We start from the raw sequence: 18,635 nt of genomic DNA on the forward strand, positions 1-18,635 counted from the left end.
CACATTTTTTTAGTATTTTTACCACCGCATGCAGCAGGAACCAAAAAAAGAGCGGATAATTTTAGGGATAGACCCCGGCACCCAGGTAATGGGTTACGGATTGGTGAAAGAGGTTGGTAACAAACTGGAACTGATCAGTCTGGGTGTGATCAAAATGGGGTCGCTGGATGACCATATCCTAAAACTGCAACGCATTTTTGAAAAGACCGTGGCGCTAATAGACAATTACCACCCGGATTGTTTGGCTATCGAGTCGCCGTTCTATGGCAAAAATATCCAGGTCGCTTTAAAGCTTGGCCGGGCGCAGGGGGTTTGTATGGCGGCTGCTTTATCGCGCAATGTGGTGATCACTGAGTATGCCCCGCGTAAGATCAAACAATCTATCACCGGTAACGGATCGGCCACTAAAGAGCAGGTTGCCGCCATGCTGCAAACATTATTAAAATTTAAAGAAACGCCCGAGTTTTTAGATGCTACCGACGGACTGGCCGCTGCTGTTTGTCACAGTTTCCAGCGCATCAGCACAGGTCGAGGAGGGAAGGTTTCCTACTCGGGTTGGGAGGATTTTGTAAAAGACAATACCAAGCGGGTAGCGACCAAACCCATCGTATCGCCGTTAAAGATCAAAAAAAGTTAGTCCTTGTCTTGCAGCAGATCGGGGCGGCGTTGTTGGGTACGCTCCAGGGCCTGGTCAAAGCGCCATTTGCTGATCAGCGCCTCGTTGCCGCTCAATAAAATATCAGGCACTTTGTGGCCATTCCAATCCGCCGGACGGGTGTAAACAGGCGCGTCCAGCATATCATCCTGGAAGGAGTCGGATAGCGCCGAGGTCTCGTCTGACAACACACCGGGGATCAACCGCACTACCGAATCTACCAATACCGCTGCCGGCAATTCGCCGCCCGAAAGCACGTAATCGCCTATAGATATCTCGCGGGTAACATAAATATCGCGGACGCGCTGGTCGATGCCTTTGTAATGTCCGCACAGTAAAATGATATTCTGTTTACTAGATAGTTGGTTGGCTATACCCTGGTTCAGCGTTTCGCCATCGGGTGTCAGGAAGATCACCTCGTCGTATTCGCGTTCGCTTTTTAGATGCTCTATACACGCCGCGAAGGGCGCTATTGACATTACCATGCCGCTGCCGCCCCCATAAGGGTAATCATCTACGCTTTTTTGTTTGTGGGTAGAGTAGTCGCGCAGGTTATGTACGTGAATTTCGGCGATGCCTTTTTTTTGCGCACGCTGCAAAATAGAGTGGGCAAAAGGGCTTTCTAAAAGTCCGGGCAATACAGAGATGATATCGAAACGCATGGGGCAAAGGTAAGGTTCGGTGATCAGAGAACGATGATCGGTGATCAGTTTTTTGTTTGAGGGTTTCGGGTGTTTCGGTAACAATTTATACCTTGACTGCTCAAATATGCGTTATTAACTGTAAACAGCGCATTTTATACCAATGGACCTGAACAACGATCTGCATAAAACAAAAAGAATTGGCCTGGCACTTTCGGGCGGCGGGGTGCGTGGGGTATCACACCTGGGGGTGATCAGCGCGCTGACCAAGCATGGTATCACGTTCTCGCACATATCGGGCACCAGCGCTGGGGCTATTGCTGCTGCCTTTTTTGCGGCAGGGCTACAGCCCGAGGATATCTTGCAGATCATTAAGGATTCCAAATTGTTCCGCCTGCTCAGGCCGTCGTTCGCAAGGACGGGGCTAATGTCGATATTGAACGTACGTTCGCTGATCAATAAGTACATCCCGCATAATTCTTTTGATAAACTGAATGCCCATGTAACCATTGCCGCGGTAGATCTTGGTTTAGGCAAACTGGTTTATCTGAACGATGGCGAACTTGATCTGGCCGTGCTGGCATCCTGCTGTTTGCCCGGCATCTTTAGGCCTATTGTGATCAACGGGCATATGTATGTGGATGGCGGGATCCTGAACAACTTCCCGGTAGAGCCACTGGTGGGTAATTGCGATGTGATCATTGGGTCGAGCTGTAATCATTTGCCCATAGTAAACGAGATACGATCATTCGGCCACCTGATAGACCGGGCTGCCATGATCGCCATCAACGCCAATCTGGGCGCCCATAAAGACCTGTGCGATGTGGTGATAGAACCCCACAGCCTTGGCGGCTACGGCATTTTTGATACCGAAGCCGCCGAAGAGATCTTTATGATCGGCTACGAAGAGGGTTTGAAAGCGATAAAGGGAAATGAGGTGTTGAAGGGATTAGTGGAAGAAGCGAAGCAAGCTTAAATAACAACGTCATTGCGAGGAACGAAGCAATCTCTACACATGAAGGTCGGACCTTAAAAGCTGCTCTGCTAACGTAGAGCTCGCTTCGTTCCTCGCAATGACGGGCCTTTATTTAACCCTTCCATTCCGGCGATACGGGTATCCTGCATTGCAATATCCATTGATGGCCGAAAGGGTCTTGCAAGGTTCCCTGCCGATAGCCGTACTCGTAGTCGGTCACAGATTTTAAACTTGTTGCACCGGCCGCGATGGCTTGGTCGAACAGGCCGTGTACGTCGTCGACAAAAAGGCCTACGGTCACTACACCGCTATGTGGCTCGGGATCAAAGTCGGCATGAGGATAAATTTCGTGTAGGTGAAATACTGCGCCATCGATATCGAACTCAGCTACGTGCACGGTCCCGTCATCATTGTTGACCCGGAAATGTTCCACAGCGCCGAAGGCGTTCTTGTAGAAATTGATATCGCTGACGCCGTTGCGGATGCGCAGCATGGGTGCGAAGGAAGCCCCCCGGCCCCCTAAAGGGGGTGTAGTAGTTTGGTCGGTCATGGTATATTTAATGTTTGATCTCAATACTAACCCCCCTTTAGGGATTGGGAGCTTAATCTGTTTCCTCCAAAGTAAATATAGCTTCTACCGGCTTCTCGAACACCCTTGCTATTTTCAATGCCAATACCGTCGACGGCACGTAGCGGTTGCTCTCGATGGTGTTGATAGTTTGGCGAGATACGCCTACCAGTTCGGCCAGTTCGCCTTGGGTGATGTTTTTGATGGCGCGTTCAACGCGGATGTTGTTCGTCATATTGCGCCGGCGTTTTTAGTGAATAGTGGCTTTAATCTTAACAGGTATTCCATCCGTAGGATACTGAAGATCAAAATTACATTAATTAACACATCCGCGCGCCATGCTTTGCCGGGGACATCAAAATAGGCTACGCCTTTGGGGTTGGTCAGTATCACCGTTTCTATCTCGGGTACGTAGAACTTTTGATAGAGGATCATAAAGAACAACAACAGCACCGCCAATTGCAACGATTGTGTACGATACTTGCTGATCAGTTCGTCCTCCACGCGCTCACGGGCAAAGGCCAGGAAGAGCAGGCCTACGGGTAAGATCATGGTGAGCGGCGTAATGATGATAGAACTGCTGTGTTCTACCCGGCCGCCGGCCTTCATATCGTTGTAGATCTTTTGCTGCTCGTCGGTCAGTCCGGTTTGGTCGGACGGTAGCATGACCTCGCGATGCCAACTTACCGTCGTAGAGCGGCGATAACCATATCTGTCTGTGGTAGCATATAAAATGACAAGTGCCAAATAGACGTAGCCTACATACTTAAAATAGTGTGGCAAAAGTAACCTGTTGACCAGCGACCCATCCTCATTTTTATCCCTGCCGATGATGATGAGCGCGACCGCCAGCAAAAACGTGATCAGGCCGGCCCATTTGCAAAAACCTTCGGCCTGGACATTTTCGGTAAATTCATCCCTGAAGAACAGTAAAGACAACAAGCCCGATGTTGTAATGAATAAAATAGTGGCCGCAACCACCAGCAGGATATATCCTGCTGTTTTGGTGCGCGACGAAGTGTTCGGTTTTTTCATATCGATAAAGTTTAGGTTGTTTATAAACAGCTTAAAGTTGCGCCGCCACGTGAATCTTGTGAGCGAAGTTTATACAACAAGTATTGGAACCTGATCAGAAAGATTAAAGGAATAGTGATCAAATTGAGTTGCTGCACCAACAGGAACAATATCCCGTAGCAAAAGAAATTTGCCAATAGTAAAACCACATAGTTAACGTAGATGGCTATTTGCATCGAACTGAGTTTTATGCTATTGATATACTCGTCCTCCACGCGTTCCTTAGAGTATATCCATAGCAACATTGCCAGCGGTAAAAAGTAATAAACTGCATCAAGCCAGTTGGCGCCAAAAAAGTCGAAAAGTGCATATATGGCAGGCAACAACAGGATCAAAGTCAAAGCTTTACCTATCAGGCCATAAGGTCTGTTAGGTAGAAAATGGACCGGTGCCTCAACATACTCGTTCTTGCTTTTGTTGAGCAGGAAGTAAAACCGCCCAATGAATATGCTAAGCGGCAAAAAGAAATTATTGAGCGAGAAATGCAGTGGTCCGCTCAATGCACTACTCATCATTTCCCAATGAAATAATTCTGCCGACCCCGACATCAAGAACCAGATGGCGTAAATAATATAATTGGTTAGTATGGCCCAGTACAGCGCGTTAAGACGGATGCGGGCGGTCAGTTCATCTTCGCGCTTTACTTTCGAAAAGGCTATAAATACTAAGCCCACTACAACCAGCGCCAGCGCTAACTCATTAGTGAAATTTTCGTATTCAGCCCTGTCCAGTGAGGCGTGATCACGAAGGTGTAATACAAAGTCGGGGATCTTATACTCTTTAAAAACCACCAGGTAGCCTAATATAAAACCAGGGATGGCCATCAGGATACCCAGTATCCTAAAAATGGACGGAAAAAGGAAACGCGCTTTCATCTATTGTAAAGTTTGATTTACCAAATGTAAAACAAACTTTACAAATGTCAAGTATATTTGACAAAATATTTTTTATGCTTTACCCAACTCTAATATCCGCTTTGCGGTATCGGCTCGGCCACCATGGTATTGCCTTGCAGATCGTAATAAGAGCAAAGCATGGTACTGGTATCTACCACCCATTTTTCTACCCCGGCATCAGCCACCAGTTGGCAAAAGGTCATAAAGTCATTTTTTCCTTGTTGATGATCGGTAATGATCTGTTTGACTATAGCAGGAGATGCTTCGATCGATATCGTTTTTAAAGGATAGATGGCATCGCCTGATACTTGCTCGCCATCGGTACTGTGATAAACGGTGCGACCGTCATCAACCATAAATTGGTAGTGTGATAGACCCAGTTGTTTGATCTCTTGCACATAAGCCGGGAAATCCGCACCGCTTTTTACTTTGGCGTGTGCCGCTTTTAATTGTTGTAATGTGAACATCGTAGTATGTTTTTGATATCCAAAATTACCAAGGCGAACACATCAGTCATTGTAAAAAACCGTTTATCTTAAACTTTTCATATACTGTTCGGGGGTGAACGACGTGAACTTTTTGAATTCTTTGATGAAGTGCGCCTGATCATAAAAGGCGGATAAATGGTCGGTTTGGTCATCGTCACCACGCTCGATGGCTGCGATCACGCTCCGCGCCCTAACTATCGACGCGAACTTTTTTGGCGACGCACCCACCAGTTGCCTAAAGCGTTTCTCTAACGGGCTTGCGCTGGTATTAAGCAAGGCAGCAAGGTCTTTAATTCGGATGGTACCTTTCGACTGATTGATATACGTCAGTGCGCCGTTGACCAGCAGGTCGATCTTTTGTTCGTGAAGATGGGCGATCAGGAAAGTTTCCACCAAATCAATGCGTGCGCGATCGCCGTCAGCGAGAGCGAGGCGTTCTTGCAAAGCAATAAAATCATCGGGATGAAAAAAATGTTCTAAGGAAAGGCTTTCGCCAAAGATCTCGTGTAGCGGCGTCCGGAGGAAACTTGCCGCGCGGCATTCTTTAAACACCACCAGCACGGAGCCAATGCTTGCTGAGTTTTGGAAGGTTCGCGCAGTATCCAGTAGGCCGGTAACGCCCGTCGCAGCAAGGGCTATTTGCTTATTCTGCTCTAAATAGGCTAAACTGCCGCGATATTGAAAACCCAACACCAGAGCGGTGTCGGGAATAATGCGATATGAAGTTTCGGTCTCATTCTCCGATATGGCCAGGTGCTTTATATAAGGCTGTAACTGGGCGCACGGTGAATGGATATCGAACTTCATACCTAAAGTTAAATAATTAAGCTTTCAATGCTCACTCATTAATCGTCCGTTGGCTCCCTATCTTCCAAATAAATATCCAGCAAACCTTCGGGCAGGTCTACGGTAAGGATGTTATTCGGCACATCTATACCTTTGATCGTATTTTCGTTAAGCGGGAACAGGATCTCGGTGCCATCATAATCGCAAGCGGCAATGATCTGCTGCGGGTATTCGTGCACGGCAGTGATGATACCCAGTTCGCCCTCGTCTATATCCTCTGCCATAAAACCTTCCAGGTCGAACAAGGTGAACTCATTCTCATCCATAGCGGGTTTTAACTTGGTAGGCAGATAGATCTCTTTCTTCAATAGCACACTTGCTTTCTCGATCGTGTCCACATCCTCCAAATAAACGTAAGCCGTGTTTTTGATAGACGGCTTATACACCGAGACAAAATAGGGTACCAACTTACCCGCGATATCGATAAACAACGCATTGAACTTGATATCCTCCAAGCCATCAAACTCCACATACAGTTGCATCTCGCCTTTTAGGCCTTTGGTTTTGCCTACGGTGGCTACTTTAAAATATCCGTTGTGTTTCATTATACTTCAATGATGAATTAACCACAAAGGACACAAAGTTTTCACAAAAGACACAAAGATATTCCTTGTCGTCTGTGCATGGCTTTGTGTTCTTTGTGCTTTCTCTCTTTGTGTTCTTTGTGGTTAACTCGTCTGCAAACAAAAATAGCCCCAAAACCGGGGCTATTTTCAATTCTGTTCTCTGAAAAATTATTCAGCGCTTTCAGCAGCAGTTTCGTCAGCAGCAGGAGCTTCGGTTTCTTCAGCAACCTCTTCGGCTGGTGGAGTGTTCTTAGCAGCTACAGCGGCAGCTTTGTCAGCGTTCTTTTTAGCTTCGGCAGCCAAAGCAGTTTTTCTTGCTTCGTCTTTAGCAGAAGTTAAAGAGTCTTTTTTACCGGTGATCTTACCATCTTTGGCCTCTACCCAAGCAGCAAATTTTGCGTCAGCTTGTTCTTCGGTCAAAGCGCCTTTTTTTACACCACCTTGTAAGTGTTTTTTGTACAAAACACCTTTGTAAGATAGGATAGCACGGCAAGTGTCAGTTGGCTGAGCACCTGTGTTAACCCACTCTAAAGTTTTGTCGAAGTTGATGTCGATAGTTGCTGGATTGGTGTTCGGGTTGTATGAACCGATACGCTCAATAAAACGTCCATCTCTCGGAGCGCGGGCATCCGCTACTACGATGTAGTAAAAAGGTTTACCTTTTTTACCGTGTCTTTGCAGTCTAATTTTAGTTGCCATTTTTTCTTTTTATGTATTCAACATTCCCCCCGGAGTATTCTGCGGGGCTGCAAAGGTAATCATATTGTTTTTATTGTGCAAGTGTGTGGTAATGAATATGCAAATAGTGTTTTGGCAGGTGATATTGCTGAATTGTTGCAGGTTATGGGCAACGTATCCGGAGATGTGAACTGCCGTGGATCTATAATATGCCAAAGCTGTAACCCTTATCTGCCCAATGCGCCAATGCCTTCGGCAAAACATACTCTAACCTTGGGAAAGCTTTTAAACTATCATGAAAAACAATAATAGCCCCGTTGCCCGTATGTTTGATCACGTTGGCCAGGCAGACTTCGGGCTTAAGGTTCAGGTCAAAATCGCCGCTCAGTACATCCCACATAATAATTTCCAGATCGGGTTTAACAGCTTTCAACCGCTGTATCTGCGTCCGCTTGATCCGGCCATAGGGCGGGCGGAACAGATCGGTGTGCAGCAGGTCATCGCACTTGATGAAATTTTGGGTATAAGTGTCGTCGTCGGTCTTCCATCCTTTAAGGTGATTAAAGGTGTGGTTACCTATACGGTGACCGGCATCGACAACGGCCTGATAAACGTCGGGGTGTTTGGCCACATTGTCGCCAATGCAAAAAAATGTAGCTTTGGCATTATATTGCTTTAAAATATTTAAAACAAAGGGTGTAACAATAGGTATAGGCCCGTCGTCAAAGGTGAGATAAATTTGGGGTTTGTCCCTTTCTTTATTCCAGGTGAGTGCAGGATACAGCTTTTTAAGGGCCCAGGGCGTTTTAACCAGATACATAGCTACAAATTAAGTTAAAATAAGCCGTAAGCAATTACATCGTATCCAAGCCGAAACATAAAAACACGAATGAGACCATTAGTATCTATATTAACCAAAGCAGGCATAGGCGCAATGGCCTTGTGCTTGCTGGCTACCGGCGCCCGGGCCCAGGAAAAGATCAGCTTGCAAAAAGCCGTTGATCTTGCTTTGCAAAATAACCTGACCATAAAGCAGGCCCAAAACAACGAGCTATTTGATGCGGCTACGTATAAACAATCCAAAAATAATATGCTACCTAGTCTAAATGGTAGCATTAACGCATCAGAGAACTTTGGTCGTGCGTTGGACGTAACCACCTATCAGTACACCACACGCCCGGTATTTGCTGTCAATCCATCGATAAGTGCGCAGGTAACCCTTTTTCAAGGTGGATTATTAAGAAACCAGATTCTGCAAAACAAATTGCAGTTAGAGGTAGACAGGTCGCAAACAGCCAAAGCTAAAAATGACCTGATACTAAATGTGGTGATCCAGTATTTACAGATCCTGACCAACATGGACCTGGTAACGGCAGCCAAACAGCAGATAGATATCACCAAACTAACGCTCGACCGTACGCAAAAAACCGTAAACGCGGGTAATCAAACCATAGCCGATCTTTCTCAAGCTACGGCGGGCCAGTCGACAGCCGAGCTGAACCTGACAAATGCGGAAAATCAATTAGCATTATCCATTTTGACGCTTAAGCAATATATGGAGATGCCCCCCAATACCGAGATCATCATCGAACGGCCCGACATTAGCAAGATCACCGATGTTAGATCAAGCTTTAACGTTGATGAGGTCGTGGCTACCTCGCTAAATGTTAACCCCGATATTAAATTAGCCATCGATCAGCAAGAGGTAAGCAAGCAAAGTATCCGCATAGCTAAAGCTGGTTATTACCCAACCTTATCTTTATTTAGTAACCTAACTTCTAACTATTCTGATGTCAATAAACAAAAGCAGACAGGCACGGCGCCTTTTATTGATACAATAGGCTATCTTAGAAGTAACCCGTCAGAGACCGTACTTAGAACTGGGAGAGCAGCTATTTTTGGCAATTATCCGTTTGGCGATAAAATACGCGACAACTTTGCTCAAGCTGTGGGTGTAAGTTTGCAAATACCGATCTTTAATCGTTGGAATGCACATACCAATGTTAAAAAAGCGCAGATCACTTATGAGAATGCGCGTATCAGTACCGAGATTGCGAAGCGTACCCTTACCAAAACTATTAATCAGGCTATACTGGATGCCCGTGCTGCCGAAAGGCAATATCAAAGTGCGCAGCAAACGTTCAAAGCTAATCAAGATGCTTTTAGGGTCATCAGGCTTAGGTACGAACAGGGTTTAGAAAACTCGCTGAACTTCAACACATCGCAAACTAACCTGAATAAGTCTGAATTTGACATGATCCAGGCGCGATATAATATGATCTTCCGCAGTAAGGTGATAGATTATTACTTAGGAAACCCAATTAGTTTATAAACAACACCCACATAAAAATACAAAGAACACACCCCATGGGAAAGACCACTAAATACATCCTTTTCGGCATAGGCGGCTTGATATTGCTGCTTGTTATCGGTAAGATGACCGGCATCATTGGTAAACCTAAAGTAACGCAAATTGCTACCGAGAAAGCCGAAGTACGCACTATTAACGAAACCGTATCGGCCAGCGGCAAGATCAAGCCAGAGGTTGAAGTAAAGATAAGCTCTGAAGTATCGGGCGAGATCGTTGATCTGCCTATTAAAGAGGGCGATGTAGTAAAGAAAGGCCAGCTATTGGTGCGCATCCGCCCGGATATTTTAAAGTCGGGTTACGAGCGTGCAGTGGCATCGTACAATTCGCAAAAAGCCAGCGTAGGCAACACCAGCCAAATGCTTAACCAAAGCAAAGCTACTTATGAAAACTCTGAAGCAAAATACAAACGTAGCAAAGAACTGTTCGATCAAAAGGTGATCACTGCTGCCGAGTTCGATGATGCTAAGGCTGCCTACTTTGGCGCTAAAGCCAGCTACGAGGCCGCTAAACAAAGCGTTACCGGTGCAAACTTTGGTTTGGCACAATCGGCCGCCTCGGTTAAAGAAGCATCCGATAATTTGGCCAAAACCACCATTTACGCTCCTGTTGATGGTGTGGTGGCTAAACTATCGGTAGAGAAAGGCGAGCGCGTTTTGGGTACGGTACAAATGGCCGGTACCGAGTTAATGACCATATCTGACCTGAGCAAAATGGACGTCAACGTGGATGTGAACGAGAATGACATTAACCGTGTGGCCCTTGGCGATCCGGCTAAGATAGAGGTAGATGCTTTTCTTGGTAAAAAATTCACCGGTGTGGTGACCGAGATAGGTGCATCGGCAAACGTGGTTGGTACTAACGCCGACCAGGTGACCAACTTTACCGTTAAAGTACGTATCGATTCGGCATCATACGCTAACCTTACCACCCGCGGTGCCAAAAGGGTTTCGCCGTTACGCCCGGGACTGACAGCGACTGTTGATATCGAGACCAATAAAACTACGTCTTTATCTGTCCCTATCCAATCGGTAACTACCCGCGAGGATAAGAAAGAAAAGGTAGGCAACAAACCTGCCGATGAGGAAGAAAAGAAAAAGACCGGTGCTAACGATGTTAAAACCTACGTATTCGTATTCGAAGCAGGTAAAGTAAAACAAGTAGCTGTTACCACAGGTATCCAGGACGATAGCAATATCCAGATACTAAGCGGCCTGAAGGCTGGTCAGGAAGTAGTGGCGGCACCATTTGATGCGATCACCAAAACCTTGAAAGATAAAATGGATGTAGAAAAAGTGGATAAGTCGAAGCTTTTTAGTACAGAGAAGAAATAGATCCTTTGAGGTGAAAGCTGAAAGGTTAAAGGCGAAAGGTCGGTGGATCTTTCGCCTTTTTTGTTTGATAGCTATTCGCGCATAATAATTTCTTAATTTTGTCCCCTTACTTCGTACCCCTCCTTTAGGGGGTCGAGGGGGTTAAATGAATAATAACACAATAGCAGTAATAGGCGGCGGTAGCTGGGCCACGGCAAATGTGAAAATGCTGGCCGATAACAGCACGCCTAAAGATATTTATTGGTGGATGCGCGATGAGCAGGCTGTTGATCACCTGGTACGTTTTGGGCATAACCCTAACTACCTGAGTTCGGTGCATCTTAATGTCCCTGCCGAAAATATCAGTACCGATATCAAGCAAACCATTGCCAAAGCCAAATTTGTACTGCTGAATGTGCCTGCAGCATTCTTAAAGGATGCGCTGAAAAATATTACCCCCGAAGATCTGAAAGGCAAAAAGATCGTATCGGCCATTAAAGGTATCGTACCGGATGAGAACCTCATCATTGGCGAATTTATGAACCAGCGCTACGGCATCCCGTTCACCGATCTGTTAGTGATCAGCGGCCCCTGCCATGCCGAGGAGGTGGCTTTAGAGAAGCTATCGTACCTCACGATCGCCTCGCCGGATACCGACTTAGCTGCCCGTTTTGCCAGCCTGATCAATACACGTTACATCAAAACCGTTGTGTCTGATGATATCTACGGTACCGAATACGGCGCTGTACTAAAGAACGTTTACGCGGTAGCCAGTGGCATTTGCCATGGATTAGGTTATGGCGACAACTTTCAGGCGGTGCTGATATCCAACGCCATCCGCGAGATGGAGCGTTTTGTAGAGGCGATACACCCAATAGAGCGCGACATTAAAGAATCGGCCTATTTGGGTGACCTGATGGTAACGGCCTATTCGCAATTTAGCCGTAACCGTACCTTTGGTAATATGATAGGGAAGGGCTACACCGTAACCTCAGCCCAGTTAGAGATGAACATGGTGGCCGAAGGCTATTATGCCGTAAATTGCCTGCAACAGATCAATAAACAGTACAATGTGTTTATGCCCATATGTGAGGCCGTCTACGCTATTTTATACCAAAAACGTTCGCCCCGTACCGAAATGAAGCTTTTGGCAGAAAATTTGAGTTAGATAGCTACATCTAATTTAATATCTGTTATGAAAAATATATTCAAGACCGTATTGTTTGCAGCAAGCTTGTTCGCAGTAGGTCAAACTCAGGCCCAAACCAAGGATACTACCCTGGGCCAAAAGATCAACAAGACCGCCAAAAAAGTAGGCAAGGGAACATCCAAAGCCGCTAAAGATGTAGGTAATGCTACCTCTACAGCGGCTAAGGACGTTGCCAAAGGAACTTCGACAGTAGCTAAAGACGTGGCTAAAGAAACATCCACCGGCGCCAAAGCTGTCGGCAAAAAAACATCCGAAGTTGCTGCCAAAGGCGCATCAAAAGTGGTTGACAAAACTTATGATGGCGTAACTGCCCCTAACGGCGAAACGGTCTACATCAACAACAAGTCGCAATACTATTACGTAAACAAAAAGGGTAACCGCGTTTATGTGACCAAGGCGCAGTTGGTTAAAAAGCCATAACCAGCTGTAACAATAATTAACGCATCCCGTCAAACCGGTGGGATGCGTTCCTCATTAATATCGACATGAAAACCTTAGCTCTGATACTCGTACACCTTGCCGGCGCTGTTATGTTATTTGCCGGATCCTGCTCTCATGCCGGTAATTCGCCTATCAAAGGCAAATGGAAAAGTAAGGACGGTAGCACCAACCTACAGATCACCCATAACAAATTCATAGAAGCAGGCAACGATGGACACGACCCATCTACCGAAGATTACTTTATGAAAGGTGATACCATTTTTACCTCTTTCGAGGGTAATCAACCTTACACCAAATTTGTGGTGGAGAAAGTTGATGAGCATAATTTGACTTTGCTATATCCGGACTCGGTGAGTGTGGAGTTTATTCGATAACAGTGATCAGTGACCAATGGGTCATTGATCAGGTATTATTATAGCCCAACGTCATCGTGAGGAGCTTCTATCAGCGACGTGGCGATCCCCGATGATGAAAGCAGCTATTTAGGTGTTATGCTCAGTATCAAAGTTGGTCCGCTCATAGCCGCGGGGGCTTAGTTTTTGGCAGTTGCCCCAAAGTAACCAAAAGGCATGACAGTGCTAACGCTTCTTCTCACAGGCCTTTCCGCTGCAGGAGGCCAATAGCCTATACCGCACACCCCAAATGCATTGGCCCCCTCACCCGAAGCCGTAACGCTGTCGGGAGAAGATGAAATATACCCACCCCGCGCTCCGCCCATGCCAAAAAACAAAGGCCCCGCCGCTTTCGCGCCGAGGCCCTGTTAAACTAAACTAAAAACTATCTTATGCTCGGTGGTCAGTGTTTGGTTAACCAGTGATCGGTCTGTGCGTACCGATAACTGGTCACTGATCTACCGGTTAACTGATAACTTAAAAACGTCTGCGACGCTCTCCGGTTCCGCCTTCTTTGCGTTTGCCAGAGAAATCGCGGAAACCGCCACCACCTTCGCGGCGTTCGCCACCAGCTGGTCTTTCACGGCGTTCGCCGCCGCCGTTATTGCCACGGTAGCCACCGCCACCATTGCCACCGCTATAGCTTCTGCGTTCGCCACGTGGTGAACCACCTTCGCGACGTTCGCTGCTGCCTTCGCCTGCTACTTCAATGCGGACCTCGCGGCCTTCAAAGTTAGCGCCAACAAAGCCTGAATTAACTGCGGTCACTTCCTCGTTAGGTACTTCGAAGAAAGAGAATACTCCCTTCACATCGATCTTACCAACAACACGTCCGCTGATCTTAGCTGTGTTACAGATGTAACCCAAAAGATCGCCGCGGCTAAAGCCGTCAACCGAACCCAGGTTGATGAACAAACGGGTATAATCCGTATTGCCACCACGTGGGGCACGCTCACCGCGTTCTCCGCGCTCGCCATCACGACCCATGCGGTCATCAGCAGGAGCGTTAAGATCAGGTGCATTTTTGTAATATTCCAAAAAGCTGTTAAACTCTAACGAGGCGAAACGTTTAATGATGTCCTCTTTAGAAAGATCAGCAAACTCGTTCATAATACGTGGCAGGTATTGTTCTATCTGCTGCTCGTTCACTTCAACATTGTGTACCTTTTTGATCAGGCCGAACAATTGTTTTTCGCAAACGTCGAAACCGGTAGGTATCTCAGCTTTGATGAATTTTTTACCAATAACACGCTCTATCGAACGGATCTTGCCTAACTCTTTAGAGTTAATGATCGCGATAGATACACCAGATTTACCGGCACGTGCCGTACGGCCGCTACGGTGGGTGTAATTCTCTATCTCGTCTGGCAAGCTGTAGTTAATAACGTGTGTAACGTTGTTAACGTCGATACCACGGGCAGCTACGTCAGTTGCTATCAGCAATTGCAAGCTACGGTCGCGGTAACGTTTCATTACCTTATCGCGTTGTTGTTGCGAAAGGTCACCGTGTAAACTATCGGCATTGTAACCGTCCTTAACTAAAGACTCAGCAATTTCCTGAGTTTCGATCTTAGTACGGCAAAACACGATACCGAATATGTCCGGGTTAAAATCTACGATGCGTTTAAAGGCAGCGTACTTGTCACGGGCACGTACTACGTAGTACTCGTGATCGATGTTTTGGTTACCGGTATTTTTTTCGCCCATGGTCAACTCAAACGGGTTGTCCATGTATTTTTTTGCTATGCGGCGAACCTCGCTTGGCATAGTGGCCGAGAATAACCAGGTCTTTTTCTCGTCGGGTGTAGTAGACAAAATACTATCAATGTCTTCCTGAAAGCCCATGTTGAGCATTTCATCAGCTTCATCCAGTACTACAAACTTTACTTGAGAAAAATCAATAGCCTTACGGTTAATGATATCTAACATACGGCCTGGCGTGGCCACAACGATCTGCACACCACGTTTGATGGTACGCAACTGGTCTGAAATGCTTGCTCCGCCATAAACAGCTACAACGTTAACGTTGCGCATATTTTTAGAGTAATTTTTCAGATCATTGGTGATCTGTAAACAAAGTTCGCGTGTAGGGCACAATACAAGTGCCTGCGGATAATTTTCTTCGAAGTCCAGCAACTCTAAAAGTGGCAGGCCGAAGGCAGCAGTTTTACCGGTGCCAGTTTGAGCTAATCCGACAAAATCGTTGCTGCCTGTCAACAATACCGGGATCGACTGTTCCTGGATCGGTGTAGGGTTTTCAAACCCTAACGCGGAGATGGCATTAACAATATCATGACGGATCCCAAGGTCATTAAATGGGTTCATGAATTAAAATAACGAATTTGGCTACATCGCCAAATCGGGTGCAAAGGTAAGGTTAATTTATATGATAAGCAATAGTGTTGTGGGTAATTGTTAAATTGTTGATACGATGACAGTTAAATGATGAATATACATTGATACTCAATTAAGTAGTTTATTCGTTATATTTGAAACAAGCATTTTAATTTATGAAAGCTGAAGCAATTAAGATAGACCTGCACGATAAAATAAATCATGCAAACCCTAACCAATTAAAGGATCTTTACGGTTTGGTTGTGAACTATCTTAACGGAAGTACCGATGAACAGGGTGGGAAACACTATCTGAACCCATGCGTGCAAAGCTTACCAAAAGCATTGTGCAAGCAGATGCCGGCCTGGGGATACCAGCTCAAGATGCTATACGCAACGTACGAGCCAAGTATAAGCTAATATCATAACAATCTTCGATACCCGGCAAGAACCCGGCAAACTCAATATGCTACTTTAACGACTCGCTAACAATATCATGGCGATGCCTGCGGCCCGGGCTATCCTCTCCAAGTCCTCGCTTTGCCGGCGCACATCCCTTACACGCGCTGCGGGCTTTCCGTTCCTATTCCTATCGCGGACGAGCTTGTCTATACATCTGTAACAAAAATACTATTAAGCAGATCGCGCCTTTTATGTATTTTCATCCCATGCATCATCCCGAAGAAAATCCCTGGAAGGTAACTTCCGAGCAGCCTGTATATGATAATCCCTGGATAGGTTTGACCGAGTATAAGGTCATCAATCCGTCGGGTAATCCGGGTATTTATGGTAAGGTGCATTTTAAAAATAAAGCTATTGGTGTGGTGGCGTTGGATGATGAATTGAATACTTACCTGGTAGGCCAATACCGTTTTGTACTGAACGAATACAGCTGGGAGATTCCTGAAGGCGGCGGTCCGCTGGGTACCGATCCGCTTGATTCGGCCAAGCGCGAGTTATTAGAAGAGACCGGCCTGAAAGCCCGCGACTGGCAAGAAGTGCAACGCATGTACCTATCCAATTCGGTCACCGACGAGCATTGTATAATCTACCTGGCCCGCGGTCTGCAGCAGTACGAGCCTGAACCCGAGGAGACCGAGCAACTCATTGTAAAAAAACTTCCATTTGCGGATGTTTACCAAATGGTGCTCGATGGCGAAATATTAGATTCGGTATCGGTAGCGGCCATTTTAAAGGTACAGCTGATGTTGACCCAAGGCATAATATAAATACAACACAAGCGTGTAGTACAGGTATTTATCTCAAATAGATAAATTATTACCTTTGCAGGCTAATGAAAAAGTTCTTCGGATATATTCTTACACCGATACACTATGTAGCTTTTTTTGTGCTGCTGTGTATTTTCCATCCTATACAATGGATCTGTTTTAACCTGTTCGGTTATAAAGCCCATAAAGCATCTGTTGATCTGCTGAATTTCTTTTTGACCGGTACACTGTATCTTTTAGGCAATGTGCCAACGTTCGTCAATAAACAAAATTTACCTATTGGCCGCCCCATTATTTTTATGGCCAATCATCAAAGCACCCACGATATACCCGCGCTGATATGGCATTTGCGTAAATACCACGCTAAGTTCATCTCTAAAATAGAGCTGGTGAAGATGAATATCCCATCAGTATCCTATAACCTTAAAAAAGGTGGTGGCGCCAATATCGACCGTAAAGATAACCGCCAATCCATCGGCGAGCTGGTGAAATTAGGTACCCGCATGCACGAGAATAAATGGTCGGCCGTGATCTTCCCGGAGGGGACACGTGGTAAGGATGGCAAGGTAAAAATGTTCCAAGCCGGTGGGATGGGTGCTTTGCTAAAAAAATGCCCTGAGGCCTTGGTGGTGCCTGTCGCTATCTCTAACTATTCGTCGATGCTGAAATGGGGATTTTACCCGTTGGAGGCATTTACGCCCATCCGTTTTGAAGTTTTAGAGCCGATAGAGCCGGGTACTATGTTGCCTAATGATCTGGCTTTGCTGGCAGAGAATAAGGTGAAGAGGGCGTTGGGGCAAATGTAAGCAGATCAAACAAATGTCTTTGCTTGACTTTTGTATCGCTTAACAAATTCTTTAGCGTCTTGCATCGTAGTAGGATATTCGGCTAATATTAAATATCCGTATCCTCTGTCCGGCGTGACATATTCTTTGTTGATGTGCTGATAATTAAATCCGTGATCATATAAATAGGAAACAACCTTCCAGGCGTTAATATCCGATCTTGTAGGTGGTCTAAATTTATGATCGTAAAGAGCATAAGAACCACCGCATTCTGAACACTCTTTTGGAGAATGCAAATTATCAGTGCCCCTGCTGAATGCTTTTCTGCATTTTAAGCAAACTATCTTATGCCCCATAATATCTTTCTATATCAAATATAAATAAAAAAAAGGATGCGAATTTCGCATCCCATAATATCTATTAGGGCCTGAACTCTAATTAACTAACCTATAACTCTTACTTTACCAAAGTACCGATCGGCTCGCCTTTGGCGATCTTATCAAAGTTGCCTTCTTTGTTCATGTCGAACACGATGATCGGTAGTTTATTTTCCTGGCAAAGGGTAATGGCGGTCATGTCCATTACGTTCAGTTTTTTGTCGAATACTTCCTGGAAGCTGATTTCGTCGTAACGGGTAGCGGTCGGATCTTTCTCAGGGTCGGCGGTGTAGATGCCGTCAACACGGGTGCCTTTTAGTACCACGTCGGCTTTCATCTCAATAGCACGTAACGAGGCAGCAGTATCTGTAGTGAAATATGGGTTACCGGTACCGGCACCAAAGATCACGATCTTGCCGTTCTCTAAATGGGTCATGGCACGGCGGCGGATGTAAGGCTCGCAGATCTGCTCCATTTTAATGGCCGATTGCAGGCGGGTCTCTACACCAAGGGTCTCCAGGGCGTTTTGCAAAGCCATACAGTTGATCACCGTGGCTAACATGCCCATGTAATCGGCCTGAGCGCGCTCCATGCCCGATTTTTCGGCACTTAAACCACGGAAGATGTTACCACCGCCTACAACGATAGCAATTTCAACGCCTTGTGCGGCTACGGCTTTAATGTCTTGTGCATATTGCAACACCTGCGTGTTGTCGATACCATACTGGCGTGCGCCCATCAGCGACTCGCCGCTTAATTTGAGGAGGATCCTTTTATATTTCATTAGGCGGGTAATTTG

Annotated in this window: 23 protein-coding genes; 10 read left to right on the plus strand and 13 right to left on the minus strand. The window is 46.0% G+C overall.

Going from position 1 to position 18,635, the window contains the following annotated elements; translation table 11 throughout:
- Positions 1–28: 28 nt before the first annotated feature.
- A complete protein-coding gene (gene ruvC / locus IRJ16_RS15970) occupies positions 29–637 on the plus strand; it encodes a crossover junction endodeoxyribonuclease RuvC (protein WP_194112619.1) in 609 nt (202 codons plus the stop codon).
- Here the strand turns inward: ruvC and trmD are convergent.
- Positions 634–1,317: a tRNA (guanosine(37)-N1)-methyltransferase TrmD gene (gene trmD, locus IRJ16_RS15975; protein ID WP_194112620.1), complete on the minus strand. Its 684-nt coding sequence runs from the start codon at positions 1,315–1,317 to the stop codon at positions 634–636. The two genes, ruvC and trmD, sit on opposite strands and share 4 nt — an antisense overlap.
- 142 nt (positions 1,318–1,459) lie before the next feature.
- Here trmD and IRJ16_RS15980 point away from each other — a divergent pair, with 142 nt between their 5' ends.
- The gene (locus IRJ16_RS15980) at positions 1,460–2,272 is read left to right on the plus strand and encodes a patatin-like phospholipase family protein (protein WP_194112621.1); all 813 of its coding nucleotides are present in this window, start codon (positions 1,460–1,462) and stop codon (positions 2,270–2,272) included.
- Positions 2,273–2,384: 112 nt separating this feature from the next.
- Here IRJ16_RS15980 and IRJ16_RS15985 read toward each other — a convergent pair whose 3' ends face one another.
- The 9 genes from IRJ16_RS15985 to IRJ16_RS16025 form a co-directional block, all read right to left on the minus strand.
- Entirely contained in the window at positions 2,385–2,765 is a 381-nt protein-coding gene (locus IRJ16_RS15985; protein ID WP_228080240.1) for a VOC family protein, read from the minus strand.
- 109 nt (positions 2,766–2,874) lie between these two features.
- Positions 2,875–3,075 carry a helix-turn-helix transcriptional regulator gene (locus IRJ16_RS15990; protein ID WP_194112622.1) on the minus strand — a complete coding sequence of 67 codons (201 nt, stop codon included), beginning with the start codon at positions 3,073–3,075 and terminating at the stop codon, positions 2,875–2,877.
- Positions 3,072–3,875, minus strand: coding sequence for a hypothetical protein (locus tag IRJ16_RS15995; RefSeq protein ID WP_194112623.1), 804 nt, complete (start codon positions 3,873–3,875; stop codon positions 3,072–3,074). Before IRJ16_RS15995 ends, IRJ16_RS15990 begins: the two co-directional genes overlap by 4 nt.
- A gap of 20 nt (positions 3,876–3,895) precedes the next feature.
- The gene (locus tag IRJ16_RS16000) at positions 3,896–4,789 is read right to left on the minus strand and encodes a hypothetical protein (RefSeq protein WP_194112624.1); all 894 of its coding nucleotides are present in this window, start codon (positions 4,787–4,789) and stop codon (positions 3,896–3,898) included.
- 89 nt (positions 4,790–4,878) lie between these two features.
- Positions 4,879–5,277 carry a DUF1398 domain-containing protein gene (locus IRJ16_RS16005; protein WP_194112625.1) on the minus strand — a complete coding sequence of 133 codons (399 nt, stop codon included), beginning with the start codon at positions 5,275–5,277 and terminating at the stop codon, positions 4,879–4,881.
- A gap of 63 nt (positions 5,278–5,340) precedes the next feature.
- Positions 5,341–6,105 (minus strand): helix-turn-helix domain-containing protein, encoded by a 765-nt coding sequence (locus IRJ16_RS16010; protein WP_194112626.1) that lies wholly within the window; start codon positions 6,103–6,105, stop codon positions 5,341–5,343.
- A 38-nt stretch (positions 6,106–6,143) separates the two neighbouring features.
- Positions 6,144–6,689: a ribosome maturation factor RimM gene (gene rimM / locus IRJ16_RS16015; RefSeq protein ID WP_194112627.1), complete on the minus strand. Its 546-nt coding sequence runs from the start codon at positions 6,687–6,689 to the stop codon at positions 6,144–6,146.
- A 189-nt stretch (positions 6,690–6,878) separates the two neighbouring features.
- On the minus strand, positions 6,879–7,409 hold the full coding sequence (locus tag IRJ16_RS16020) for a 30S ribosomal protein S16 (RefSeq protein WP_194112628.1): 531 nt from the start codon (positions 7,407–7,409) through the stop codon (positions 6,879–6,881).
- Positions 7,410–7,590: 181 nt separating this feature from the next.
- On the minus strand, positions 7,591–8,208 hold the full coding sequence (locus tag IRJ16_RS16025; protein ID WP_194112629.1) for a polysaccharide deacetylase family protein: 618 nt from the start codon (positions 8,206–8,208) through the stop codon (positions 7,591–7,593).
- A 69-nt stretch (positions 8,209–8,277) separates the two neighbouring features.
- On the opposite strand from IRJ16_RS16025, the gene IRJ16_RS16030 reads away from it, so the two are divergent.
- The 5 genes from IRJ16_RS16030 to IRJ16_RS16050 all read left to right on the plus strand — a co-directional run bounded on the left by IRJ16_RS16030 (position 8,278) and on the right by IRJ16_RS16050 (position 13,094).
- Positions 8,278–9,720, plus strand: coding sequence for a TolC family protein (locus tag IRJ16_RS16030; protein ID WP_194112630.1), 1,443 nt, complete (start codon positions 8,278–8,280; stop codon positions 9,718–9,720).
- Positions 9,721–9,755: 35 nt separating this feature from the next.
- A complete protein-coding gene (locus IRJ16_RS16035) occupies positions 9,756–11,090 on the plus strand; it encodes an efflux RND transporter periplasmic adaptor subunit (protein ID WP_194112631.1) in 1,335 nt (444 codons plus the stop codon).
- A gap of 145 nt (positions 11,091–11,235) precedes the next feature.
- On the plus strand, positions 11,236–12,237 hold the full coding sequence (locus IRJ16_RS16040; RefSeq protein WP_194112632.1) for an NAD(P)H-dependent glycerol-3-phosphate dehydrogenase: 1,002 nt from the start codon (positions 11,236–11,238) through the stop codon (positions 12,235–12,237).
- 27 nt (positions 12,238–12,264) lie between these two features.
- Complete coding sequence (locus IRJ16_RS16045; RefSeq protein WP_194112633.1) at positions 12,265–12,699, plus strand: hypothetical protein; 435 nt, start codon at positions 12,265–12,267, stop codon at positions 12,697–12,699.
- 65 nt (positions 12,700–12,764) lie between these two features.
- Positions 12,765–13,094 (plus strand): hypothetical protein, encoded by a 330-nt coding sequence (locus tag IRJ16_RS16050; protein ID WP_194112634.1) that lies wholly within the window; start codon positions 12,765–12,767, stop codon positions 13,092–13,094.
- Between the two features lie 495 nt (positions 13,095–13,589).
- Here the strand turns inward: IRJ16_RS16050 and IRJ16_RS16055 are convergent, their stop codons facing one another.
- The gene (locus IRJ16_RS16055) at positions 13,590–15,437 is read right to left on the minus strand and encodes a DEAD/DEAH box helicase (protein WP_194112635.1); all 1,848 of its coding nucleotides are present in this window, start codon (positions 15,435–15,437) and stop codon (positions 13,590–13,592) included.
- Between the two features lie 185 nt (positions 15,438–15,622).
- Here IRJ16_RS16055 and IRJ16_RS16060 point away from each other — a divergent pair, with 185 nt between their 5' ends.
- The 3 genes from IRJ16_RS16060 to IRJ16_RS16070 all read left to right on the plus strand — a co-directional run bounded on the left by IRJ16_RS16060 (position 15,623) and on the right by IRJ16_RS16070 (position 17,480).
- The gene (locus IRJ16_RS16060; RefSeq protein WP_194112636.1) at positions 15,623–15,865 is read left to right on the plus strand and encodes a hypothetical protein; all 243 of its coding nucleotides are present in this window, start codon (positions 15,623–15,625) and stop codon (positions 15,863–15,865) included.
- Between the two features lie 248 nt (positions 15,866–16,113).
- On the plus strand, positions 16,114–16,674 hold the full coding sequence (locus tag IRJ16_RS16065) for an NUDIX domain-containing protein (protein WP_194112637.1): 561 nt from the start codon (positions 16,114–16,116) through the stop codon (positions 16,672–16,674).
- A 65-nt stretch (positions 16,675–16,739) separates the two neighbouring features.
- Entirely contained in the window at positions 16,740–17,480 is a 741-nt protein-coding gene (locus IRJ16_RS16070; RefSeq protein WP_194112638.1) for a lysophospholipid acyltransferase family protein, read from the plus strand.
- Between the two features lie 5 nt (positions 17,481–17,485).
- On the opposite strand, the gene IRJ16_RS16075 is transcribed toward IRJ16_RS16070, so the two are convergent.
- Positions 17,486–17,815 (minus strand): hypothetical protein, encoded by a 330-nt coding sequence (locus IRJ16_RS16075; protein ID WP_194112639.1) that lies wholly within the window; start codon positions 17,813–17,815, stop codon positions 17,486–17,488.
- A gap of 100 nt (positions 17,816–17,915) precedes the next feature.
- Complete coding sequence (gene pyrH, locus IRJ16_RS16080) at positions 17,916–18,620, minus strand: UMP kinase (RefSeq protein WP_194112640.1); 705 nt, start codon at positions 18,618–18,620, stop codon at positions 17,916–17,918.
- Positions 18,621–18,635: the final 15 nt, after the last annotated feature.

It is taken from the genome of Mucilaginibacter myungsuensis, assembly GCF_015222005.1.
GTDB lineage: Bacteria > Bacteroidota > Bacteroidia > Sphingobacteriales > Sphingobacteriaceae > Mucilaginibacter > Mucilaginibacter myungsuensis.